A 22,370-nucleotide genomic window follows, 5' to 3' on the forward strand; every position below is an offset into this window, starting at 1 on the left:
GCGGATGCGCCGTCTTACACTTCTCGCGGCAGTCCGGGAAGAATGGCCGATTGCCGATCCCGGCTTTCAGTCGTGCAATTCCCTGGAAATCGCCGGCCCGACGGCGAAGTCGGAAAATGTCACCTCAAAGCCTTCGCGCTGCGGCGAACAGCACATCATGCCGATGTCGACGGTCTTCGAGACCGGGAAATAGGCCAGCCGCACCGGCCTCCAGCGGCCATCGGAGACATCGAGATATTGGACGCGGATGGCCTCGGCGTGGCGGGTCAGGCGGATCCTGGCTCCCTCGGGGCCGGTGGGAATGTTGACCAGCGACCAGTCGGAGGTGTCGTTGGTGACGACGACCGAAAAATAGGCGATCCCGTCGGTCAATTCGATGCCGGCCTTGATCCAGTGCGTTTCGGCGAGCCGGACCATCAGCCCCGCCTGATCGTAGAGTACTTCGTATTTGCCCTTGACGGTGACCTCGGCGCTGAAGTCGCCCTCGACCGGCCGGTGCAAGAAATGGCCGCTGTCGCGCCGGAAACCATAAAAAGTCTCGCGCCAGAAGTCGGTTTCCCTGGCCGTTCGAACATGCAGCGTGCCGTCGCCGAATTCGTGGTACGGCGGCGGGTTGAGCCAGCTCATGCCGGCCATGCCGAACGTCATGGAGCCGCCCATGCAACAGATTTGAATTTGCCGGCCATCTGATTAGCCGGCAAATGTATAGGCGGTCTTTACCGTGGTGTAGAATTCCGCGGCATAACGGCCCTGCTCGCGCGGGCCGTAGCTCGAGCCCTTGCGGCCGCCGAACGGCACGTGGAAGTCGACGCCCGCCGTCGGCAGATTGACCATGACCATGCCGGCCTCGGAGTTGCGCTTGAAGTGCGTGGCGTGCTTCAGACTGGTCGTGCAGATGCCGGAGGTCAGGCCGAACGGCGTGTCGTTGGCGACCGCCAGCGCCTCGTCGTAATCCTTGACGCGGATGACGCTGGCGACAGGCCCGAAGATCTCCTCGCGCGAACTGCGCATGGCGTTGGTGGCTCCCGTCAGCAGCGTCGGCCGCAGATAGAAGCCCGGCGTCTTGCGATCGAGCCGCTCGCCGCCGAAGGCAAGCGTAGCGCCTTCCCTGACGCCGATGGCGATATAGTCCTCGTCCTGCTTCAACTGGGTTGCATCGACGACGGGACCGATCTGGGTCTGCGCATCAAGCGCGTCGCCGATGACAAGCTTGTCCAGGCGCTCCTTCAAGGCATCGACGAAGCGATCGTGAATGCCCTCGGTGACAACCAGGCGCGAGGACGCCGTGCAGCGCTGGCCAGTGGAAAAATAGGCGCCGTTGATGGCGCAATCGACGGCGACGGCCAGATCGGCGTCATCGAGCACGACGAGCGGGTTCTTGCCGCCCATCTCGAGCTGGAACTTGCGCATGTGCTCGACGCTGGCCGCGGCGACGCGTTTGCCGGTGCCGACCGAGCCGGTGAAGGTGATGGCGTTGAGGTCGGGACTGTCGAGCATGGCCTGGCCGACCACCGAGCCCTTGCCCATGACGAGGTTGAGCACTCCCTTGGGCAGGCCGGTGCGGTGCAGGATGTCGACGATGGTCCAGGCGCTTTCGGGAACCAGCTCGGCCGGCTTGAAGACGACGGTGTTGCCGTGGGCCAGCGCCGGCGCGATCTTCCAGGCGGGAATGGCGATCGGGAAATTCCACGGCGTGATGATGCCGACCACGCCGACGGCCTCGCGGGTGATCTCGACGCCGACGCCCGGCCGCACGCTCGGCACCAGCTCGCCCGACAGGCGCAGCGTTTCGCCGGCGAAGAAGTCGAAAATCTGCGCCGCCCGAATGGTCTCGCCGATGCCTTCGGCCAGCGTCTTGCCTTCCTCGCGCGCCAGCGAGCGGCCGATCTCGTCCTTGCGCGCCATGATCTCGTCGGAAGTCTTCTTCAGCACCGCGTGGCGCGCCAGCGGCCCGGACCGCGACCAGGCCGGAAAGGCCGCCTTGGCTGCGGCGATGGCCTGCTTGGCCTGCTCCGGCCCGGCCGAAGCGTATTCGCCGACGACGTCATCGGTGTTCGACGGGTTGATGTTGCGCGAGCCGGCCTCGCCCAGCCACTCGCCGTCGATCAGGTTCTTGCGGAGCATGGTCGTCATCTTGTTTCCTTCGATTGGCTTCAAGCGGCAAGCGCCGTCATTTGTCAGACAAATGATATACGCATTGTCCGCCGACAGGTCTACCCGTGACCTTTCGATAAACCTAGGCGCACGGCGGCGGAAGTCCATCGAGCCCGTCCGCGACCACCTGTCACGATGCGGTGGGCCTCAACCGGAGAACGACCAGAACAGGCAGGCGAGCGTCACCGCCGCGAAGACGACGAAGAACAGGCTCCTGAGCAGGATGTTGCGGCGAAGACCGTTCATGGTCAGATGCGCCGCGACGATCGCCACGACGAACAGAAAGCGCCAGTTGACGAGCGCCCACAGCACCTCATGCTGGCCGAAGGCCCACCTGGCGAGGAGCGAGCCGACAATGGTGGCAAACAGCACGATCGTCGCCCAGAAGACCGCGTCGGCGCCATGGGTGAGAACGACGCCGGCGGCGCGGATGGGCAGGATCATCATCAACAGCGCGCTGAAGAAATAGAGGGCGGCGATGGCAAGGAAGGAGCCGGCATCGGCGATGCCGTCAAGGCGCTTCACGCCGAAGGCGCCATAGGGATAGCCGTGCCTCGCCACCGCCAGCGAGAGCGCCATGAGCAAAGCGCTCAACACCGTGACCAGAGCGAATGTGCCGAGGGCCTTTGTCATGCCGTTCCTTGCCGAGACGAATCAACAGGGCATGATTTTAGCCTACGGCCAACTGCCCTGCACGGCAGGCTAGCCCGAATATCTCACCAAAAGAAGTGCATCGGCCCCGAGAATCTGAGAAACTGCTTTTGCAACAAAGAGTTATCAGATTCAGGAACGGGGTCCGATGCAGACACACTGTACTTCCGAGCAGCTTGAATTTGAAGGCTTCGACGGCCACAAAGTTGTGGCTGGTTTCGACGGCGGAGCCATTACCTCAGACGCGGGCGCCTTGCTTCTGCGTCACGTTGATCGGGCCATCGGGCTGTTCGACCGGGTGGCCTCGTGCTTCGTCGATTACCGCGATCCGGATCTCACGGTTCACAGCGTCCGCACGTTGGTCGGGCAACGCATCGCAGCGATCGCGCTGGGATACGAGGACATCGACGACCACGACACGCTTCGCCACGACCCGGTGCTCGCACTTGTGTCGGAACGCTTGACGCCGAAGCGAGACGATTGTGCGGTGCTTGCTGGCAAGTCGACGCTCAACCGGCTGGAGCATGGCCGGGTCGGGGAGCCGACGCGCTATCACAAGATCAGCTACGACAGGCTAGCGTTGGAGGCCTTGTTCGTGGACCTGTTCCTAAAAGCCCACGACAAGCCGCCGGCCGAGATCGTGCTCGATCTCGACGCCACCGATGATCCGCTGCACGGCCGGCAGGAAGGCAGGTTCTTTCACGGCTACTACAACTGCTACTGCTACCTGCCGCTCTACATCTTCTGCGGCCGGCACCTTTTGGCGGCAAAGCTCAGGCGTTCCAACATCGATGCCAGCAAAGGAGCGGTCGAGGAGGTTGAGCGGATCGTGACCCAGATCCGCAAAACCTGGCCCAGGGTCCACATCATCCTGCGCGCTGATTCCGGCTTTGCGCGCGAGGAACTGATGGCCTGGTGCGAGATCAATCGCGTCGACTACGTCTTCGGCCTCGCCCGCAATGAACGGCTGGAAACCAAGATCGCCCCGACCTTGAAGGAAGCCTGCCTGGCATCTCGGGCAAGCGGGCAGGCCGCCCGGGTCTTCCGCGACTTCAGGTGGTCGACAAAAGACAGCTGGTCGCGCCGCAGGCGGGTCGTGGCCAAGGCCGAATGGACGACGCAGGGCGCCAATCCGCGCTTCATCGTGACGTCACTCAAGCCGGGGCGCTGGGCGGCACGGGTGCTTTACGAGGAGCTCTACTGCGCCCGCGGCGACATGGAGAACCGGATCAAGGAGTGCCAGCTCGACCTCTACGCTGATCGCACCAGTGCCAACACCATGCGCGCCAATCAGCTGCGGCTGTGGTTCGCCTCGTTTGCGTATGTCCTGATCTGCGCCTTGCGTCGCCTCGGTCTTGCCCATACCCGGCTCGCCAACGCCAGTTGCGGCACGATCAGATTGAAACTGCTGAAGATCGGCGCGCAGGTGCGCGTCTCGGTTCGTCGCATCAAGGTGGCGATGGCCTCAGCGTGTCCCTATGCCGAGGAGTTCGCCCTGGCTCACGCCCGAATACGTGCCGCGGCTCTGTAATGCCGCCGGACCTGAACCCTTCTCACAAACAATAGAGGACACATTGCTGAAGACCTGACCGTCGCCACACCGCGGCGCTGATCGCCGCCGTCCTCGAACTCCACAGCCATGCCAATGGCCGCGCCGCCTCAAAGCGCAGCCCGGCGATAGATTCGGTGAGAGAAGCGGGCTAGCCGATGCGGTTGCCGCTTTTCGGATCGAACAGGTGTAGCGCCGCCGGATCGGCCGACAACCGGACCGTATCGCCCGGCTTGACGCTGCTGCGCCCCATGACGAAGACGCAGACCTGCTGATTGGCCAGCCGGACATAGAATTGCGTCGACAGGCCGAGCGGCTCGACCACTTCGACCTCGCCTTTCAGCGCGCCGTCGTCGGCCAGCCTGATATGCTCCGGCCGCAGGCCGACGGTGAGCGCATCACCGTCGTTCAACGAAAGGCCTTCCGGCAATTTCAGCTTCTGGCCATCGGCCAGCACGGCGTCTGCACCGGAGACCGTCGCCGGCAGAAAATTCATGCCGGGCGAGCCGATGAAGCCGGCGACGAAGGTGTTGACCGGCCGGTCGTAGAGCTCCAGCGGGTGGCCGACCTGCTGGACGTAGCCGTCATGCATGACGACGATGCGGTCGGCCATGGTCATCGCCTCGATCTGGTCGTGGGTGACATAGACCGAGGTGGTCTTGAGCTGCTGGTGCAGCGCCTTGATCTCGGCGCGCATGTGGACGCGCAATTTGGCGTCGAGGTTCGACAGCGGTTCGTCGAACAGGAAGACCTTCGGATCGCGCACGATGGCGCGGCCCATGGCGACGCGCTGGCGCTGGCCGCCGGACAGCTGCCGCGGCAGGCGGCCGAGGAAATTGTCGAGGCCGAGGCGCCTGGCGGCCGCACCCACCCTGCCATCGATCGTCGCCTTCTCGGCCTTCTTCAAAAGCAGGCTGAAGCCCATGTTGGAGGAGACGTCCATGTGCGGGTAGAGCGCATAGGACTGGAACACCATGGCGATATCGCGGTCCTTCGGCGCCACATCGTTGACCAGCCGCTCGCCGATGCGGATCTCGCCGCCGGTCACCTCTTCCAGCCCGGCGATCATACGCAGGAGCGTGGACTTGCCGCAGCCGGACGGTCCGACCAGGACGACGAACTCGCCGTCGGCGATTTCGAGGTCGACGCCGTGCAGGATGCGCAGCGCGCCGTAATCCTTCTCGACATGTTGCAGCGTGACGGAGGCCATCGATTATCCTTTGACCGCGCCGGCGGTAAGGCCGGTGACGAGATAGCGTTGCAGGAAGGCGAAGAAGATGCAGACCGGGATCAGCGCCAGGATGGACGCCGCCATCATCTGCCCCCAGTCGACCGCGAACTTGCCGATGAAGGTGAGCAGCCCGACGGCGAAAGTCTTCTGGGCGTCGCTGGAGATCAGCATCAGCGCGAACAGCAATTCGCTCCAGGCGGCGGTGAAGACGAAGCCGAGCGTCGCGCCCATGCCGGGCAAGGTCAGCGGCACGATGACCCGGCGCATGGCCTGCGCGCGCGTGCAGCCGTCGATCATCGCCGCTTCCTCGAGGTCCTTGGGGATGCCGTCGAAGAAGGACTGCATGAGGAAGGTGGCGAAGGCGGTGTTGAAGGCGGTGTAGATGATGATCAGCCCGACCAGGCTGTTGGTCAGGCCGAGCTGGCCCATGATGCGGTAGATCGGCGGGATGACCATGACCAGCGGGAAGGTCTGGGTGAGCAGCAGCAGGATCGCCAGCGTCGCCTTGCCGCGGAAGGCGAAGCGCGACATGGCGTAGCCGGCGAGCGTGGCAATCACGGTGACGAACGCTGCCGTCGACACCGAGACGATGACGCTGTTGAGGAAATAGCGCGGGAAGTCGGAGGCTTCGAGCACGGTGACGAAGTTCTGGAACGTCGTCTCAGACGGCCAGAAGGTGATGCCTTCGGAATAAAGCAGGCGTTCCGGCGTCAGCGATATCTTCAGCGTCCAGAAGATCGGGAACAGCGCGAAGATCACATAGGCAGCAATCGCCGCATAGAGGCCGAAGCCGCCGACAATGCGCGAGGAGGTGGAGCGCCCGGCGATCATCAGACGTGCCTCACCAGCGTGCGGCGGATGGCGATCAACCCCACGGCATAGGCAATCAGCAGCACCAGCAGCAGCACCGCGACGGCCGAGGCATAGCCCTTGTCCAGCGACTTGAAGGCGCTGACATAGATGTAGACCGGCACCGTGCTGGTCGAGCCGGCCGGCCCGCCCTCGGTCATGACGAAGATCAGGTCGGCGAAAGTGGCGATCCAGATGGTGCGCAGCATGACGGTGATGACGATGGTCGGCGCCAGGAAAGGCAGCGTCACCTTGGTGAAACGCTGCCAGGGCGAGGCGCCGTCGATGGCCGCAGCCTCATGCAATTCGGACGGGATCGATTTCAGCGCCGCCAGCAGCGTGATGGCGAAGAACGGGATGCCGAACCAGATGTTGGCGACGATCGGGCCCCACATGGCGGTTGCGGGATCGGACAGCACATTGGTCGGCTCAGCCTTCAGGCCAAGGGCAAAGAGCCAGTGTGGCAGCGGCCCGATGATCGGGTTGAACAGCCAGGCCCAGGTGAGGCCGGACAGAAAAGACGGCACCGCCCAGGGCAGGAACACCACCGCCTGCACTATCCTGCGGCCAAAGAACGGCTTGTCGAGCAGCAGCGCCAGGCCCAGCCCGAGGAAGAACTGGAAGAACAGGCTGGCGACGGTCCACCACAGCGTGTTGATCAGCGCCTGGCCGAGCACCTGGTCGGACAGCATCGCCTGGTACTGGCCGAGCCCGACATATTCCGACCTGAAGGCGGAGAACTTTCTGAACGAATAGCTGACGCCGATGATCAGCGGCACCAAGAGCACGACGACCAGGAGAACGATAGCCGGCGAAAGATAGAGCCAGGGCTCGATCGCCGCCCTGCTCAGCCGCTTCTTGCGCGGCCGGCCGGCGGTTCGGATTTCGGAAACGGCATAGGTCATGGGGGCTCGCGATGGGAGGGGCAGGCGTGGCAACTGCGCCCTTCTCCCCGTTTACGGGGAGAAGATGCCGGCAGGCAGATGAGGGGCAGCGCTAAGCTAGCAGGACTTGGCGCCGTCCCTCATCCGTCACTTGTCTGTGAATGTCGTTCTCCCAAAACCGCTACGCACTTTTGAGCGACATTCATCGGGTGACACCTTCTCCCCGTGAACGGGGAGAAGGAAGAAGAAGCTACTTCTTGTTCTTCGCCATCCAGTCCTGCTGTTCCTTGGTCAGGAACGCTGCCCATTCGTCGGCCACCTGCTTGGCCGGTTTCTGGCCGAGCAGCACTTCCTGGAAATTCTTGATCGCCACCTGGTCGACGAAATTGCCGAGGTTCTCCAGATGCGTCGGCGGCGTCACCATTTCATATTTGGAGCTGTCGGAGAGCTCGGTGAACCAGCCCTTGAACTGCTCGGTCTTGAAGTGGGCGTCCTGGTCGGCGCCTTTGTGGATCGGCACCACGCCGACTTCCTTGGCCCATTCCAGATTGTCCTTGGGCGACAACAGCGTCGCCATCAGCTTCCAGGCATCATCCTTGTGCTGGGAATTGGCGAACATCGCCCAGCCGGCATAACCAAGCGTCGGATAGGATTTGCCGCTCGGCCCGACCGGCAATGGCGCAACCGCGAAGTCGTCGGCGCTCATCTTGTCGGCGATGCCGAGCAGCGCGTCCGGATCCTGGTTGAGCATGGCGCAGGTGCCGGAATAGAAGCCGGTCACCGTCTCGTTGAAGCCCCAGCTCACGGCGTCCTTCGGCGCCAGGCGGTTCTTGTACATATCGGCCAGCATCTGCAGGCCCTTGACCGAGCCTTCCTCGTTGATTGTCGAGGTGCCGTCCGCGTTGAAGTAGCCGCCCTTGCCGGCGGCGATGTTCATGAACATGTGCATGCCGTTGAAGGCGCCGGGACCGCCGCGCAGGCAGTAGCCGTATTTGCCTGGAATGGCCGAGATCTTCTTGGAATCCTCGACGAACTCGTCGAGCGTCGCGGGCGGGCCGTCGAGACCGGCCTGCTTGAACAGCTTCTTGTTCCAGAACAGGGCGTTCACATAATAGCCGTAAGGGATCATGTACTGGGTGTTGTTGACGGTCGAGCCGAACTGCTTGGCGCGATCGCCGAGCGTCTTGGCGTCGGGCCACTTGGCCATATACGGCCCGAGGTCCTCGAGCTGGCCGTTGTTGGCATAAAGGCCCATCCAGCGTTCCGGCATCTCGACGACGTCGGGCGTATCGCCGGCCTGGACCATGGTGAGGAATTTTTCGAAGGCCTGGCCCCAGGGCAGCGAAACCAGCTCGACCTTGATGCCGGGATTGGCCTGCTCGAATTCGGCGATCTGCTTCTTCAGGAATTCGGTGCGCGGCGGGCTGGTGATGACCTCGACCATCTTGACGGTGGTATCGGCCAGCGCGCCGCTGGCGGAAATCGCCAGGCCGGCAGCGGCGGCGAGCATGACTGTCAGTCTTTTCATGTTCAGGACTCCCATTTTGAACAATTTATTTTTTTGCCTTGTCGAAGGCCTGGGCGACGTCTGCCCAGAGATCCTCGACATTTTCCAATCCGACATTGAAGCGGATGGTACGGGGGCTGACGCCGAAGCGCGCCATCGAATTCAAACCCGGCGTCTGCTCGAGCGAAGCCTTTGCCGGCACGACCAGGCTTTCGTGGCCGCCCCAGCTGACGCCGATGCGAAACAGCTTCAGCGCATCGACAAAAGCCGGGATGTCGACATCCTCGGTGACCTCGAAGGAGAAAAGCCCGGCATAGCCGGCGAGCGTTTTCTTGCCGGGATGATTGGAATAAACGGGGTGGTTGACCCGCTCGACCTTGCCATGCGCCTTCAGCCGCTCGGCCAGCGTCAGCCCGCTCTTCATGTGGTGCGGCAATCTCAGCGGCAGCGTGCGCAGGCCGCGCAGCAGCAGCCAGCCTTCGAAGGGCGACAGCTTGGCGCCGAGCTGGGAATAGGTCTGCTCGTTGATGCGCTTGATGTGGGCCGCCGACCCCGCCACCACGCCGGCGACGGTGTCGCTGTGGCCGCCGAGATATTTCGAGGCCGAATGCAGCACCAGGTCGACGCCATGCGAGATCGGCTTCTGGAAGACCGGCGTCGCCCAGGAATTGTCGATGGATGTGACGATACCCTGCTCCTTGGCCAGCCGTGCCAGATGGGCGATGTCCTGCAGCTCGAACATCATCGAAGTCGGGCTTTCGAGATAGAGCAGCCTGGCGCCGGGAAGGGCAGCGGCGACCGCGTCGGGGTCGGAGCCGTCAACATAATCAACCTTGATGTTGAGGCGCGGAAACAGCCGCTCGAACAGCCGGTAGGCGTCACCATAGCAGTTGCGCACGGCAAGGATGCGCTCGCCGGCGCCAACGAAGGCAAGCACGGTGGCGCTGATCGCCGCCATGCCGCTGGAAAAGCCGCGCGCGGCCTCCGCCCCTTCAAGCGCCGCGATGCGGGCCTCGAACTCCATCACCGTCGGGTTGTCGCCGCGCGAATAGATCGGCTGCTTGCGTCGGCCGGCAAAGGTGTCGGCCATGTCGGCATAATTGGCGAAGGTGAACAGCGAGGTCTGGTAGATCGGCGGCACCACCGCGCCGTCCGGGAACGGGTCGTCATGCGCCAGCAGTGTCGCCGCCTCGCCGAGATAGTCGCCGGCCAGGGACGCGGGGTCGAAATCGGTCGGGTGCTCGTTCATTTTCGGTCCGAAAGTTTGAGGTTGGCGGCGCCGCGCTTCAGATCGTCCTCGACGGTGGCGATGAGCTTCAGCGCTTCGGCGCGGGCTCCGGCCGGATCGTGCGCGGCGATGCAGTCGAAGATGGTGCGGTGATAGGGAAAGCTGGCATGGCCGAAATCGCGCACGCCGAGCGGATGTTCCCAGAAGCGGTGGAACAATTCATGCATGGCGGCGATGATCTGCTCGAACAGCGGATTACCGGAGGCGCGGTAGATCGACTGGTGGAACTCCCAGTCCTCTTCCGAGGACATGCCGGCGCGGGTCCGGAAAGCCTCTTCCATGATGTCGAGCTTGCGCTCGATCTCGGCGATCTCGGCCTTGCCGGCGCGGACGGCGCAGAGTGCCGCGGCCTCGGCCTCCAGCGCGCGGCGGATCTCCAGCGTGCGCATCAGGCCGGAAAAATCATTACCGCCGGCCAATGTCAGCGGCATGTGCAGCATGTCGGGCGAGACGGCGGTCTTCAGATAGGTGCCTGAGCCCTGCCGCCGCTCGACGAGGCCCAGCCCCTCCCAGCGGGTCAGCGCCTCGCGCACCGTGTTGCGGCTGACCTTGAGGCGCTCGGCCAGAATGCGCTCGGTCGGCAGCTTCCCGCCGGGGCCCAGCGCCTCCTGCCGGACGAAGCCGGCCAACGCTTTCAGCACCGCGTCGTCGCGGGCCGTGGTCTGGATGGGCGGGAGGAGATCGGTCACGCCAAGCTTTACCGAAAGTGGTCCAATGGTCCAACCAATTTCTGCATGAACGAAGTGGTGAGTCAACCGTGATATTCGGGTTCAATTGGGAGATTTTGGCCGGCTTATGCGCCGACGGCGCAGCCGCTCACGCGCCGACCTCCATGCCGAGCCGATCGGCCTGAGACTGGGCGACCTGCGGCGGACCCTCAAGGACCCAATGTGATCGAATGGCGGCCTGGCCGGCTTCGGTCAGCGCGTAGACGCCGCGCTCGGCCCTGGCGAACCAGCCATAGTAATTGTGCAGCAGGATGCTGGCCGCGCGCGGCGAAAGCACTTTGAGATCGCGCGGCCGCTTCGGGCCTTCGGCCATGGCAGCGGCGCAGGCGAGCGCTTCCTGCCGGTAGGCGGTCATGATCGGTTTTCTGCTGCTGCCGCCGATCGCCGGATCGCCCTTGCGGCGGTGATGTTCCTCGATCAGGCGGGAGCGCCGCCTGGGATCGCGGCGAGGCGGCACGGCGGCGGGGCTGAGCAGCAGCTCGACCTTGCCCTTGCCGTCGACCGCCAGCAGCCCGAAACCCAGCCGCCGGCAGAGCGCGCGAAACCGGCGGTCATGCTCGCGGCCCTTGCCGCGCGCCGACTGCCGAGCCGCGAGCCAGACCTCGTCGCAGGCGGCGGCGCGGTCGACGCCCTGCAGCACGAGCTCGAGGTTGAACTGCAGCTTCAGCTCGCAGATGACGACGACCGGCGGCTCGCCATCGCGCAGCCCGACGATATCGCAGCGGCCGACTTCGCCCTTGACGGTGAAGTCGAGGCTCTCGAGAAACCGCTTCACCGGGCCGTAGAGGGACGTCTCCTGCATGACACAGGCATAACCGATTCGAACCGGCGCGGCACCTGAACGGCGCTCGCCAATCCAACCCGCTGCGTTCCGTGGATTACTGCCTGGCGAACTGGCCCGAATAGGTTTGTCCGGCAAGCGTATAGGTGCCGGCCAGCACTCCATCGGAGAGCATCGTGAAGGTGAGATCCGCCCCGTTCGGGAGGCGCCCAATCTTCAATGTGTTGCCGACAATCCTGCCGGCGCCGTCGGCCACTCCCGGCTTGTTGTCGGCCACATCGCCCCACGCATAGCTGACCGTCACCTGCCCGCCTGGAGAAACCGTCAGCACGGCCAGCTTGCCTTCATAGATGCCATTGAGCTGGCCGGCCCATATGCCCGAAAATGCGGCATATTTGGCCGGAACGCCCTTGCCGGGGGGAGTGATGGTTACGGTCTCGTCCAGCACCGCCGAATTTGGGGCAGCAGGGGCCGCGACAGCAGCCAACGCGGGTTGAGATGGGGGCTCGGGCGGCGACTCGGAAGCCGACTGGCAGGCAACGAGCGCGAAGGCCGTCAAGCCGAGGATCAGAAAAGGGCCGAGAATCAGAAAAGAACTGTTTGGTGGAGCCAATCGGGATCGAACCGACGACCTCTTGAATGCCATTCAAGCGCTCTCCCAACTGAGCTATGGCCCCACTCCCGGCAGTCGGCCGGCGCCGTTTCCGGCGAAGAGATCCGGCGCGGGCCGAAGACCGCGCCGTCGTTAGTGCTGGCGGCTTCTAGCGCCGCCTTCGGTCAAGATCAAGCCTTCAAAGGGCGCTTTTTCGTCACAAGCCAGGAAGGCCGGCAAACGATCGCGCCAAGCGCCGGATCAGACCTCGTCGTCATCGTCGCCGACGCCGATCATGTCGGCAACGTCGTCGTCTTCTTCCTCTTCGTCGGCAAGGAAGGTGTCGTCCTCGTCTTCGCCGAGATCGACATCCTCGTCCTCACCGAGATCGGGCAAATCGTCGCCGCCGGCCTTGGTCTCCTCGTCCGCCTCTTCGAGCGAGACGATCTCGGCACCCTCTTCTTCCTCGGTGTCCAGTTCCTTTTCGGCGACTTCCTCGTCTTCTTCGACGGCGGAAATCTTGCCCTCCTCGAAATAGGAACGCGGATAGCTCTTGCCGGTATAAGGCGAGACGACCGGGTCCTTGTTCAGGTCGTAGAATTTCCGACCCGTTTCGGGGTCGATGCGTTTGGTGCCAAGTTCAGCTTTTGCCACAGCAAGCCTCGTCAGTAAAAGAACGGTCCCCTTAGCGGCAGTTTGCGACGCTGTCAAAGCCAAAAGCCGGCATCATAAAACCCTGTCTTGAAAGGTCTCGCGCCAGGGGATGACCATTGCCCAACGCCGTGATACGAGACCGCCGCACACAACGAATTCCAGCCGGGTCCGCCGGCATTCTGTTTGGAAAAGACCATGTCCCACGCTGCCGCCCCGAAGCCGGCCACGGCCCGCAAGTCCCCAGCGCTGAACGGCGCGGCGCGGGTGCCGGGCGACAAGTCGATCTCGCATCGCTCCTTTATGTTCGGCGGGCTCGCCTCCGGCGAGACGCGCATCACCGGCCTGCTCGAAGGCGAGGATGTGATGCGCACGGGAGCGGCGATGAAAGCGATGGGCGCGCATATCGAAAAGAAGGGAGCCGAGTGGGTGATACGCGGCACCGGCAACGGCGCGCTCTTGCAGCCGGAAGGCCCGCTCGACTTCGGCAATGCCGGCACCGGCTCGCGGCTGACCATGGGCCTGGTCGGCACCTATGACATGGAAACCACCTTCATCGGCGACGCCTCGCTCTCCGGCCGGCCGATGGGCCGGGTGCTCGAGCCGCTGCGCCAGATGGGCGTGCAGGTGCTGAAGGCAGCACCCGGCGACCGCATGCCGATCACGCTGCACGGGCCAAAGCACGCAGCCCCCATCACCTACCGCGTGCCGATGGCCTCGGCGCAGGTTAAATCTGCGGTGCTGCTGGCCGGCCTCAACACGCCAGGCATCACTACCGTGATCGAGCCGGTGATGACGCGCGACCATACTGAAAAGATGCTCAAAGGTTTCGGCGCCAATCTGAGCGTCGAGACTGACGAGCGCGGCGTGCGCCATATCTTCATCGAAGGCCAGGGCAAGCTCATTGGGCAGACGATCGCCGTGCCGGGCGATCCTTCCTCGGCCGGCTTCCCGCTGGTCGCCGCGCTTATCGTGCCGGGCTCCGACATTACGATCGAGAACGTGCTGATGAACCCGACCCGAACCGGGCTTTTGCTGACGCTGCAGGAAATGGGTGGCCGGATCGACATCCTCAACCCGCGCAATGCCGGCGGCGAGGATGTCGCCGACTTGCGTGTTCGATACTCCGAATTGAAGGGTGTCGCCGTGCCGCCCGAACGGGCGCCGTCGATGATCGACGAATATCCGGTGCTGGCGGTTGCCGCGAGCTTCGCCGAGGGCGAGACGCTGATGCAGGGGCTGGAGGAATTGCGCGTCAAGGAATCCGACCGGCTGTCGGCCGTCGCCAACGGGCTGAAGCTCAACGGCGTCGATTGCACGGAAGGCGAGGCGTCGCTCGCCGTGCGCGGCAGGCCCGGCGGCAAGGGACTCGGCGGCCACGCGAATGGCCGGGACACGACGGTGCAGACCCATCTCGACCACCGCATCGCCATGAGCTTTCTGGTGATGGGGCTGGCGACAGAGAAGCCGGTGACGATCGACGACCAGGCGATGATCGCGACGAGCTTTCCGGAGTTCATGGGGCTGATGAAGGGATTAGGCGCGGAAATCGAGTGACGGGTGATGGCAATCGCAAACCTGGAAAATTGGCGTCCGACATCCCTCCCTTCGTCATCCTGGGGCGAAGCAAGGAGCAAAGCGACGCGGCGCAGACCCCAGGATCCATGCCGTGACTTTGAAGCGTCGCAACGGTGCAGAATTCTGGTTCGCTGCACTCTTCGGCTGATGTCACGGCATGGATCCCAGGGTCTCCGCTTCGCTACGCCCTGGGATGACGAAGGCGCGAGGGTTTGTCGCCAAGCAAACGAAGCGTCGGTCCATCCATGACCCCGATCTTCACCATCGCCATCGACGGCCCCGCAGGTGCGGGCAAAGGCACGCTGGCCCGCCGGCTCGCCGACCACTACCGGCTGAACCTGCTCGACACCGGGCTCACCTATCGCGCCGTCGCCCACAAGCTGCTAGAGCTCGGCCTGCCGCTCGACAATGTCTCGGCGGCGGAAACCGCGGCGCGGCAGGTCGATCTGTCAGACCTCGACCGCACGGTGCTGTCGGCGCATGCGGTGGGCGAGGCCGCCTCGAAAGTCGCCGTCATCCCGTCGGTGCGGCGCATCCTGGTCGAAAAGCAGCGCGACTTTGCAAAAAAGTCGCCGGGCGCGGTGCTCGATGGCCGCGACATCGGCACGGTCGTGTGTCCCGACGCCGCGATAAAACTCTATGTGACGGCAAGCGCCGAAGTGCGGGCGAGACGTCGCTTGAATGAAATCGAAAGCATGGGCGGCACGGCCGATTTCGGCGAAATCCTCGCCGACATCGAGCGCCGTGACGAGCGCGACATGGGCCGAGCCGACTCCCCGCTCAAGCCGGCTGCCGACGCGCACTTGCTTGATACCAGCGAAATGGCTATAGAAGCCGCGTTCCTGGCGGCGAGAGCGATCATCGACGACGTGCTCGCCAAGAGAAACAAGGCCTGAGCCTGGGTTTTCTCCCGTGTTTCCGTTGTCGGAGACAGAGAAAATACCCATATCGGGCACGAACCAGCCTGCCAGCATTCTTCATGCGCCGGACTTGCCGCTTAAGAAGCGGCCAAGGGCACTTTGCCCGGAACGCCGGCAGGCCAACGCAACGCTAACCCACGGCGCCCGCTCCGCTCAATTTGCGGGGCATCCAGGAGAAACAATGTCTGTAGCTAATCCCTCTCGCGACGATTTCGCGAGCATGCTCGAAGAATCATTCACCGCCGGCCATTCCGGCGAGGGCCAGGTTGTCCGGGGCACGATCACCGCGATCGAAAAGGACATGGCCATCATCGATGTCGGCCTCAAGGTCGAAGGCCGCGTGCCGCTGAAGGAATTCGGCGCCAAGGGCAAGGAAACCTCCCTCAAGGTCGGCGACACCGTCGAAGTCTATGTCGAGCGCATCGAGAACGCGCTGGGCGAGGCCATGCTGTCGCGCGAGAAGGCTCGCCGCGAGGAGAGCTGGGTGCGCCTGGAAGAGAAGTTCACCAAGGGTGAGCGCGTCGAAGGCGTCATCTTCAACCAGGTCAAGGGCGGCTTCACCGTCGACCTCGACGGCGCCGTGGCGTTCCTGCCGCGCAGCCAGGTCGATATCCGTCCGATCCGCGACGTCTCGCCGCTGATGCACAACCCGCAGCCCTTCGAGATCCTCAAGATGGATCGTCGCCGCGGCAACATCGTGGTATCGCGCCGCACCGTGCTCGAGGAGAGCCGCGCCGAACAGCGTTCGGAAATCGTGCAGAACCTCGAGGAAGGCCAGGTGGTCGAGGGCGTGGTCAAGAACATCACCGACTACGGTGCCTTCGTCGACCTCGGCGGCATCGACGGCCTGCTGCACGTCACCGACATGGCATGGCGCCGCGTCAACCATCCGACCGAGATCCTCAACATCGGCCAGACGGTCAAGGTGCAGATCATCCGCATCAACCAGGAAACCCACCGCATCTCGCTCGGCATGAAGCAGCTCGAGTCGGATCCGTGGTCGGATATCGGCACCAAGTTCCCGATCGGCAAGAAGATCAAGGGCACCGTCACCAACATCACCGACTACGGCGCCTTCGTCGAGCTGGAGCCGGGCATCGAGGGTCTCATCCACGTTTCGGAAATGTCGTGGACGAAGAAGAACGTGCATCCCGGCAAGATCCTGTCGACGACTCAGGAAGTCGACGTGGTGGTGCTCGAGGTCGATCCGGCCAAGCGCCGCATCTCGCTCGGCCTCAAGCAGACGCTCGAGAATCCGTGGGAAGCCTTCGCACGCAACCATCCGGTCGGCAGCCAGGTCGAGGGCGAGGTCAAGAACAAGACCGAGTTCGGCCTGTTCGTCGGGCTCGACGGCGACGTGGACGGCATGGTCCATCTCTCCGACCTCGACTGGACCCGTCCGGGCGAGCAGGTGATCGAAGAGTACAATCGTGGCGACATGGTCAAGGCGCAGGTGCTCGACGTCGACATCGAGAAGGAGCGCATCTCGCTCGGCATCAAGCAGTTGGCCCGCGACACGGTCGGCGAAGCGGCGACTTCCGGCGAATTGCGCAAGAACGCCGTCGTCACCTGCGAGGTCACCGGCGTCAAGGATGGCGGCCTGGAAGTGCGGCTGGTCGACAGCGGCCTCGAGACCTTCATCAAGCGCTCCGACCTCAGCCGCGATCGCGACGAGCAGCGCCCCGAGCGCTTCACCGTCGGCCAGAAGGTCGATGCGCGCGTCATCGCCTTCGACAAGAAGACCCGCAAGCTGCAGGTCTCGATCAAGGCGCTGGAAATCGCCGAGGAGAAGGAAGCGGTCGCCCAGTACGGCTCGACCGACTCCGGCGCCTCGCTGGGCGACATCCTGGGCGCGGCGCTGAAGAAGCAGGGCAGCTAAGCGCTTTCCCACAACCCGAAAACAAAACCCCGCCGGAGCGATCCGGCGGGGTTTTTCTTTGGCGGAATGTCTATGGCATCAGGCTCGGCCGTAGAGCGGCGCCAGCGTGCCGCTCATCGCCTGGTTGGCCGGCGAGGCAAGATAGGCAATCGCTTCGGCTGCCGCCTCCAGACTGACCCATTTGGCGACATCGGCATCCGGCATGGCGGCGCGGTTTGCCGGCGTGTCGAGCGTCGAAGGCGCCACGGCATTGACCAGGATGCCCTTGCCCTTCAGCTCCTCGGCCATTGCCACCGTCATTGCGGCGACGGCTGCCTTGCTCATCGCATAGGCGACCATGCCGGAGCCGCGGCGCGGATCGAGCCCGGCGCGCGCGGTGACGTTGACGATGCGTCCGGCCGTGTCGGATGCCAGCATCGAACGCACCGCCGCGCGGCTGCACAGGAACGCGGTGCGGACATTGGTGTCCATCATTTCGGCAAAGGATGCCGATTCGATCTTTTCCACCGGAGCCATGGTGAATCCGCCGGCGAGATGGATCGAGCCCCAGAGCTCCGGCACATTGTTGTAGAAAGCATCGACCTTTTCCGGATCCGACAGATCGACATTGTGCGCCAGGTGGACGCTCGCATGCGCCGGGTAAGGGAAATGCGGCGGAGCCGCGGCATGGGCGTTGGGCACGTAGCAGATGGCGCCCTGCTCCAGCAACCTGCCGACAACCGCGCCGCCGAGCGCGCCTGTGCCGCCTGTGACCACGACATGTCTGCCGTTAAGCGTTTCCGTCATAGTTCAACCGCTCCTGTCATTTTTATGATTATGCTTCTTGTGGTTATGCCGCCCCAATTTTCGAACGTCGCGCCTTTCGCGCTGTCACTCAATTGAAATATCGGCATGGCTGGCGCAGCGTCTTTGCATGTGTCATCGGGCCGGCGCGGCGCCAATGCGACGATGGCGGGCTGGCGGCAGCCAGGATCTTCAGTCGATGGTGATCTCGACAAGGCGTGGCCGCCCGGCCGCCCGCGCGCGCTTCAGCGCATCGGCGAGGCCGCCAACACCGCTCAGACGCTCGGCCCCGATGCCGTAAGCCTCGGCGAGCTTGCAGAAATCCGGCGGCGCCGGCGACACGCCGACCGGCTCGACGCCGACATCCAGCATCGAGGTCTCGATCTCGCGGTAGCCGCGATTGTTCCAGACGACGAAGATGACCGGCGCTTTCGCATCGAGCGCGGCACCAAGCTCCGCCAAGGTGAACTGGAAGCCGCCGTCGCCGGTGAGACACACGACCGGCGCATCCGGCACCGCAAGGACAGCGCCGATCGCCGCCGGCGGACCGTAACCCAGCGCGCCGAAACCGGTTGCGGCGTTGAACCAGCCGCCCGGCCGGTCGTGATCGTAATAAAGATTCGCGGCATAGATCGGCTGCGTGGAATCGCCGACGATGATCGCGCCGGGCAAGGCGTCGCGGATCACTTCGACGGCCCGTACCTGCGCCACATAATCCGGTTTCAGCTCGGCGAGCGCTGCCTCTCTTGCCGTGGCTGCGCGGGCTTCGCCGTCTTTTGCGGCGACGTGGTCAGGGCCGATCTCGGCCAGGAGCGCACGCAACGCCTCGGCGCAATCGGCCTGGATGCCGACCGTCACCGGGCGGCGGGCGAGCTGGTCGGCGCCGATGTCAATGCGGATCAGCTTCGACGGCAGCACGAAGCCGCCATCGGCATAGCCGTCATAGTCGGTCGGGCCGAATTCGGTGCCGGCCGCTAACACCAGATCGGCGCCGGCCATCAGCGCGCGCATCGCCTTCAGGCTGGGGCTTGCCGGCACACAGAGCGGATGGCGATGCAGCAGGCCGCGCGCATTGGCGGTCTCGACGACCGGCGCGCCGAGCGCTTCAGCAAGGCGCTTCAGCGCCGGTTCGGCCCGCTTCGCCCCGCCGCCGGCCAGGATAAGCGGCCGCCGGGCGGCTTTGATGAGCCTTGCAGCTTCGGTGATCGCCGCCGCTGCCGGCGCGGGCGGCGTAGCGTTGGTCAGCACAGCCGCGATGCCGTCTGCCGGCTTCACCATAACATCGGTCGGGATCTCGATATGGACCGGTCCCGGCCGCGCGGAGGCGAACAGCGCGAAGGCGCGGGCGAGCGCGCCCGGCAATTCGTCAGCCTCGGTGACGCGTTGCGAGAACAGCGCCACCTTCTCCATCATGCCGCGTTGGTCGGGCAGTTCGTGCAGGAAGCCGAGGCCTTTGCCCAGCGTGTCGATGGCGTTGACGCCGGAGATCACCAGCATCGGCACCGAATCGGCGCGCGCCTGGCCCATGGCGGTGATGGTGTTGGTGAGGCCCGGCCCGGTGATGACGAAGGCGACGCCCGGCCGGCCGCTGGCGCGTGCATAGCCGTCGGCCATGAAGCCGGCCCCCTGCTCGTGGCGCGGCGTGACGTGGCGGATTTTTGACCGCGCAAGCCCGCGGTAGAGCTCGACCGTATGCACGCCCGGAATGCCGAAGACGGTGTCGACGCCATGCGCCTCGAGCAACGTGATGAGCGCTTCGCCGAGCGTGGTCATTGGTTTTCTTCCCTTCTCACTTTTCCTGGAATTGCTGTAGCGGCGCAAGGCCGAGTTCGGCCTCGACAGCCTTGATGCCTATCGCTGCCAATTCGCCGGGCGAGAACATCTCGCCGGCAAGGCAGCCTTCGATCCAGAGCCCGTCGATGATTGCATTGATCGCGATGGCATGATGGCGCAGCCGGCTCGCGTCCGGCTTGCGCTGTTCGGCGGCGAGCACCTCGGCCACAACCGCTTCCACCTCATTGCGAAAGCCAAGGTAGCCTTCGCGGTGGGCACGGGCCAGGGTCGCATCCGCACTGGCGCGGCCGAGGAAGGTTGCCCAGAGCGAAAACACCCGCGCATCGATGATCGGCGCGTTGAGGTTGGCGGTGATGAAAGCCGCCAAGCGTTGGCGTGGCGAGGCATCTTCCATGACCAATGCTGCTTTCGCCTGCTCGGTCATGCGGCCGACCAGTGCCGTATAGGCTTCCTGCAGCAATTCTTCCTTGCCGGGGAAATAGTGCCGGATCAGCCCGGCGGTGACGCCGGCACGCAGCGCGATGGTGCGCAAGGTGGCGCCCTGCAGACCATATTGCGCTACGCTGTCGAGAGTCGCTTCGATCAGGTCCTGCCGCCGCCGCTCCTCGCCCTCGCGACGGAACTTGCGGCGCGCGTTCATTGGCGCAGGATCGGCCGCGTCAGGCATGTCGGCCCGCCTTCGCAGGCGATGCAGAGCGCATCCGCCTCGAAGATTTCAACCGTGCAGCCGGCGGCCTCCATCGCGGCTTTGGTCCTGGGAAAGCCTGCAACGGCAATGATCTTGAGCGGGCTGGTCGGCAGTACGTTCAGGCTAAGGCCATTGGACGCGGCGAACTCGTCGGCGTCGCCTTCGACCAGCCGGATGCCGCGCGCCTTCAGCATCTGATAGAACGGGGCCGGCAAAAGCGGTGAATAGACCAGCGCCAGGTCGTCAGCCAGCGGGCTGATCACCGACATCAGATGCAGGCACGCCTCTTCGCCCTGCCACAGCGGCAGGTCAAAGCCGTAGACGGAAATGCCCAGCGGCGTCAGCAGGTTGGAAACCTGCTGGATGCCTTCCTGGTTGGAGCGGATGCCGCGCCCGATCGCCAGCGTGCGGCCATCCAGCCACACACAATCACCGCCTTCGACCTGGCCCGGAGCCTCGACGCGGCCGAGAATCGGAATGCCCAGACTTCTGTAGGTTTCCTCATGCAGGGAGGGCTCCCTGGCGCGCAATGGTTTGCCCATGGACAGGATCAGCGCGCCGCGGTCGGTCATCAGCGATGGGTCATGCGTGAACACCGAATCCGAAAGTCCGTCGGCCTTGTCCTCAATCCATTCGATTTCGGCGCCGGATGCCGCCACCAATTCGGCGAGGACTGCGTGCTGCGAGGCGGCTTTCGCCGGGTCGAATGTCGGGCCGTAGTGCCATGCAGCCCTGTCGGCGCCGCGCATGGCATTGGTTGCCGCCCGCATGAGCACACGCCGCAGCGGCGCCGCCATGGACTGTGATCCGAAAGCGCTCAATCGATGCCCTTTTTAAGCTGAAAAAAATCGAGAAAATTTCATCGGAGGCTATTTATACACTTGCACAATAAGGCCGCAAGTGCCGTAATGAGCGGGATTGACGGGCTCGCGCTGTTGGGTCCATGCTGAAGTCTGGAGCGGGCAATACAGCGTATGTTGATTAGCCGGATAGACGTTCGACGAACTGCCGTCGACCATACAGAGGTCACCCGGTGAGCGCGGTGGAAGCTGCCGCAGTCTTACCCGGCAAGGTCCAGGACGGCGCCGCCGAAGCCATCCATGTCGAAAACCTGCATAAGAAATTCGGCCATTTGCATGTGCTGAAGGGCGTTTCGCTGTCGGCGCGCGACGGCGAGGTAATCGCCATCATCGGCGGCTCGGGCTCGGGCAAGTCGACGCTGCTGCGCTGCATCAACTGCCTGGAGAACCCGACCAGCGGCATCATCCGGGTCAATGGCGAGGAGATAAAGCTGAAGGCCGACAGCCACGGCCACACCATTCCCGCCGACCGCAAGCAGATCGAGCGCATCCGCTCCAAGCTCGGCATGGTGTTCCAGAATTTCAATCTGTGGAGCCACATGACGCTGATCGAGAACGTCATCGAGGTTCCGGTGCATGTGCTGGGCGTCAAGCGCGACGAAGCGATCGCCCAGGCCGAGAAACTGCTTGCCCGCGTCGGCCTGGCCGAGAAGCGCGACGTCTATCCTGCCTATCTGTCGGGCGGCCAGCAGCAGCGCGCCGCGATCGCCCGGGCGCTGGCGATCAATCCGCGCGTCATGCTGTTCGACGAACCGACCTCGGCGCTCGACCCGGAGCTGGTCGGCGAGGTGCTGAAGGTGATCGGCGACCTGGCGCGCGAGGGGCGCACAATGGTGCTGGTGACGCATGAAATGAAGTTCGCCCGCGAGGTCGCGACGCATGTCGTCTACCTCTACAACGGGCTGGTCGAGGAAGAAGGCACGCCGGAACAAATATTCGGCACGCCCAAATCCGAAAGGCTCAAGCAATTCCTCCGCAACGTCGGCTAGGGCCGGCGTCAAGC

The 22,370-nt window shown here is 64.2% G+C and carries 21 protein-coding genes and 1 tRNA gene; 5 read left to right on the top strand and 17 right to left on the bottom strand.

Going from position 1 to position 22,370, the window contains the following annotated elements:
- Positions 1 to 66: 66 nt before the first annotated feature.
- From FJ974_RS01245 to FJ974_RS01255, 3 genes are all read right to left on the bottom strand, one after another.
- Entirely contained in the window at positions 67 to 648 is a 582-nt protein-coding gene (locus FJ974_RS01245) for a DUF1349 domain-containing protein (RefSeq protein ID WP_140534457.1), read from the bottom strand.
- Positions 649 to 690: 42 nt separating this feature from the next.
- Positions 691 to 2,124: an aldehyde dehydrogenase family protein gene (locus FJ974_RS01250; protein ID WP_181177187.1), complete on the bottom strand. Its 1,434-nt coding sequence runs from the start codon at positions 2,122 to 2,124 to the stop codon at positions 691 to 693.
- A gap of 177 nt (positions 2,125 to 2,301) precedes the next feature.
- Positions 2,302 to 2,787, bottom strand: a complete 486-nt coding sequence (locus FJ974_RS01255; protein WP_140534453.1) for a hypothetical protein — start codon at positions 2,785 to 2,787, stop codon at positions 2,302 to 2,304.
- Between the two features lie 166 nt (positions 2,788 to 2,953).
- On the opposite strand from FJ974_RS01255, the gene FJ974_RS01260 reads away from it, so the two are divergent.
- Entirely contained in the window at positions 2,954 to 4,336 is a 1,383-nt protein-coding gene (locus tag FJ974_RS01260) for an IS1380 family transposase (protein ID WP_140539328.1), read from the top strand.
- 169 nt (positions 4,337 to 4,505) lie between these two features.
- Here the strand turns inward: FJ974_RS01260 and FJ974_RS01265 are convergent, their stop codons facing one another.
- The 10 genes from FJ974_RS01265 to FJ974_RS01310 form a co-directional block, all read right to left on the bottom strand.
- Positions 4,506 to 5,564: an ABC transporter ATP-binding protein gene (locus FJ974_RS01265; protein WP_140538732.1), complete on the bottom strand. Its 1,059-nt coding sequence runs from the start codon at positions 5,562 to 5,564 to the stop codon at positions 4,506 to 4,508.
- A 3-nt stretch (positions 5,565 to 5,567) separates the two neighbouring features.
- Positions 5,568 to 6,416, bottom strand: a complete 849-nt coding sequence (locus tag FJ974_RS01270; protein ID WP_140538731.1) for a carbohydrate ABC transporter permease — start codon at positions 6,414 to 6,416, stop codon at positions 5,568 to 5,570.
- Entirely contained in the window at positions 6,416 to 7,339 is a 924-nt protein-coding gene (locus FJ974_RS01275) for a carbohydrate ABC transporter permease (RefSeq protein WP_140538730.1), read from the bottom strand. Before FJ974_RS01275 ends, FJ974_RS01270 begins: the two co-directional genes overlap by 1 nt.
- 229 nt (positions 7,340 to 7,568) lie before the next feature.
- A complete protein-coding gene (locus tag FJ974_RS01280) occupies positions 7,569 to 8,846 on the bottom strand; it encodes an ABC transporter substrate-binding protein (RefSeq protein WP_140538729.1) in 1,278 nt (425 codons plus the stop codon).
- 25 nt (positions 8,847 to 8,871) lie between these two features.
- Positions 8,872 to 10,074, bottom strand: coding sequence for a PLP-dependent transferase (locus FJ974_RS01285; protein WP_140538728.1), 1,203 nt, complete (start codon positions 10,072 to 10,074; stop codon positions 8,872 to 8,874).
- A complete protein-coding gene (locus FJ974_RS01290; RefSeq protein ID WP_140538727.1) occupies positions 10,071 to 10,802 on the bottom strand; it encodes a FadR/GntR family transcriptional regulator in 732 nt (243 codons plus the stop codon). The genes FJ974_RS01285 and FJ974_RS01290 overlap by 4 nt, the downstream gene beginning before the upstream one ends.
- Positions 10,803 to 10,929: 127 nt before the next feature.
- A complete protein-coding gene (locus tag FJ974_RS01295; RefSeq protein WP_140538726.1) occupies positions 10,930 to 11,643 on the bottom strand; it encodes a DUF2161 domain-containing phosphodiesterase in 714 nt (237 codons plus the stop codon).
- A gap of 76 nt (positions 11,644 to 11,719) precedes the next feature.
- Positions 11,720 to 12,181, bottom strand: a complete 462-nt coding sequence (locus FJ974_RS01300) for a hypothetical protein (RefSeq protein ID WP_226891442.1) — start codon at positions 12,179 to 12,181, stop codon at positions 11,720 to 11,722.
- A gap of 42 nt (positions 12,182 to 12,223) precedes the next feature.
- A tRNA-Ala gene (locus tag FJ974_RS01305) sits at positions 12,224 to 12,299 on the bottom strand.
- A gap of 176 nt (positions 12,300 to 12,475) precedes the next feature.
- Positions 12,476 to 12,868 (bottom strand): TIGR02300 family protein, encoded by a 393-nt coding sequence (locus FJ974_RS01310; RefSeq protein ID WP_140538725.1) that lies wholly within the window; start codon positions 12,866 to 12,868, stop codon positions 12,476 to 12,478.
- 195 nt (positions 12,869 to 13,063) lie between these two features.
- Between FJ974_RS01310 and aroA the strand changes: the two genes are divergently transcribed.
- The 3 genes from aroA to rpsA all read left to right on the top strand — a co-directional run bounded on the left by aroA (position 13,064) and on the right by rpsA (position 17,242).
- Complete coding sequence (gene aroA, locus FJ974_RS01315; RefSeq protein WP_140538724.1) at positions 13,064 to 14,422, top strand: 3-phosphoshikimate 1-carboxyvinyltransferase; 1,359 nt, start codon at positions 13,064 to 13,066, stop codon at positions 14,420 to 14,422.
- A gap of 266 nt (positions 14,423 to 14,688) precedes the next feature.
- Positions 14,689 to 15,339, top strand: a complete 651-nt coding sequence (cmk, locus tag FJ974_RS01320; RefSeq protein ID WP_140538723.1) for a (d)CMP kinase — start codon at positions 14,689 to 14,691, stop codon at positions 15,337 to 15,339.
- Positions 15,340 to 15,544: 205 nt separating this feature from the next.
- The gene (gene rpsA / locus FJ974_RS01325; protein ID WP_140538722.1) at positions 15,545 to 17,242 is read left to right on the top strand and encodes a 30S ribosomal protein S1; all 1,698 of its coding nucleotides are present in this window, start codon (positions 15,545 to 15,547) and stop codon (positions 17,240 to 17,242) included.
- Between the two features lie 78 nt (positions 17,243 to 17,320).
- Here rpsA and FJ974_RS01330 read toward each other — a convergent pair whose 3' ends face one another.
- The 4 genes from FJ974_RS01330 to FJ974_RS01345 all read right to left on the bottom strand — a co-directional run bounded on the left by FJ974_RS01330 (position 17,321) and on the right by FJ974_RS01345 (position 21,304).
- The gene (locus tag FJ974_RS01330) at positions 17,321 to 18,028 is read right to left on the bottom strand and encodes an SDR family NAD(P)-dependent oxidoreductase (protein WP_140538721.1); all 708 of its coding nucleotides are present in this window, start codon (positions 18,026 to 18,028) and stop codon (positions 17,321 to 17,323) included.
- A 189-nt stretch (positions 18,029 to 18,217) separates the two neighbouring features.
- Positions 18,218 to 19,798 carry a 5-guanidino-2-oxopentanoate decarboxylase gene (locus FJ974_RS01335; RefSeq protein ID WP_140538720.1) on the bottom strand — a complete coding sequence of 527 codons (1,581 nt, stop codon included), beginning with the start codon at positions 19,796 to 19,798 and terminating at the stop codon, positions 18,218 to 18,220.
- Positions 19,799 to 19,814: 16 nt separating this feature from the next.
- Positions 19,815 to 20,486 carry a TetR family transcriptional regulator C-terminal domain-containing protein gene (locus FJ974_RS01340; RefSeq protein ID WP_140538719.1) on the bottom strand — a complete coding sequence of 224 codons (672 nt, stop codon included), beginning with the start codon at positions 20,484 to 20,486 and terminating at the stop codon, positions 19,815 to 19,817.
- A complete protein-coding gene (locus tag FJ974_RS01345) occupies positions 20,456 to 21,304 on the bottom strand; it encodes a dimethylarginine dimethylaminohydrolase family protein (protein WP_181177314.1) in 849 nt (282 codons plus the stop codon). The genes FJ974_RS01340 and FJ974_RS01345 overlap by 31 nt, the downstream gene beginning before the upstream one ends.
- A 236-nt stretch (positions 21,305 to 21,540) precedes the next feature.
- Here FJ974_RS01345 and FJ974_RS01350 point away from each other — a divergent pair, with 236 nt between their 5' ends.
- Positions 21,541 to 22,356, top strand: a complete 816-nt coding sequence (locus FJ974_RS01350) for an ABC transporter ATP-binding protein (RefSeq protein WP_140538717.1) — start codon at positions 21,541 to 21,543, stop codon at positions 22,354 to 22,356.
- The last annotated feature ends 14 nt before the right edge of the window (positions 22,357 to 22,370 follow it).

The organism is Mesorhizobium sp. B1-1-8 (genome assembly GCF_006442795.2).
In the GTDB taxonomy this organism is placed as follows: domain Bacteria; phylum Pseudomonadota; class Alphaproteobacteria; order Rhizobiales; family Rhizobiaceae; genus Mesorhizobium.

Bases quoted from the DNA above. Each gene is read 5' to 3' on its own strand.
- FJ974_RS01280 (WP_140538729.1), bottom strand. From the start codon at position 8,846: ATGAAAAGACTGACAGTCATGCTCGCCGCCGCTGCCGGCCTGGCGATT.
- FJ974_RS01270 (WP_140538731.1), bottom strand. From the start codon at position 6,416: ATGATCGCCGGGCGCTCCACCTCCTCGCGCATTGTCGGCGGCTTCGGC.
- FJ974_RS01245 (WP_140534457.1), bottom strand. From the start codon at position 648: ATGACGTTCGGCATGGCCGGCATGAGCTGGCTCAACCCGCCGCCGTAC.
- FJ974_RS01340 (WP_140538719.1), bottom strand. From the start codon at position 20,486: ATGCCTGACGCGGCCGATCCTGCGCCAATGAACGCGCGCCGCAAGTTC.
- FJ974_RS01285 (WP_140538728.1), bottom strand. From the start codon at position 10,074: ATGAACGAGCACCCGACCGATTTCGACCCCGCGTCCCTGGCCGGCGAC.
- FJ974_RS01265 (WP_140538732.1), bottom strand. From the start codon at position 5,564: ATGGCCTCCGTCACGCTGCAACATGTCGAGAAGGATTACGGCGCGCTG.
- FJ974_RS01275 (WP_140538730.1), bottom strand. From the start codon at position 7,339: ATGACCTATGCCGTTTCCGAAATCCGAACCGCCGGCCGGCCGCGCAAG.
- aroA (WP_140538724.1), top strand. From the start codon at position 13,064: ATGTCCCACGCTGCCGCCCCGAAGCCGGCCACGGCCCGCAAGTCCCCA.
- FJ974_RS01345 (WP_181177314.1), bottom strand. From the start codon at position 21,304: ATGGCGGCGCCGCTGCGGCGTGTGCTCATGCGGGCGGCAACCAATGCC.
- FJ974_RS01250 (WP_181177187.1), bottom strand. From the start codon at position 2,124: ATGCTCCGCAAGAACCTGATCGACGGCGAGTGGCTGGGCGAGGCCGGC.
- FJ974_RS01330 (WP_140538721.1), bottom strand. From the start codon at position 18,028: ATGACGGAAACGCTTAACGGCAGACATGTCGTGGTCACAGGCGGCACA.
- FJ974_RS01295 (WP_140538726.1), bottom strand. From the start codon at position 11,643: ATGCAGGAGACGTCCCTCTACGGCCCGGTGAAGCGGTTTCTCGAGAGC.
- FJ974_RS01255 (WP_140534453.1), bottom strand. From the start codon at position 2,787: ATGACAAAGGCCCTCGGCACATTCGCTCTGGTCACGGTGTTGAGCGCT.
- rpsA (WP_140538722.1), top strand. From the start codon at position 15,545: ATGTCTGTAGCTAATCCCTCTCGCGACGATTTCGCGAGCATGCTCGAA.
- FJ974_RS01335 (WP_140538720.1), bottom strand. From the start codon at position 19,798: ATGACCACGCTCGGCGAAGCGCTCATCACGTTGCTCGAGGCGCATGGC.
- FJ974_RS01260 (WP_140539328.1), top strand. From the start codon at position 2,954: ATGCAGACACACTGTACTTCCGAGCAGCTTGAATTTGAAGGCTTCGAC.
- cmk (WP_140538723.1), top strand. From the start codon at position 14,689: ATGACCCCGATCTTCACCATCGCCATCGACGGCCCCGCAGGTGCGGGC.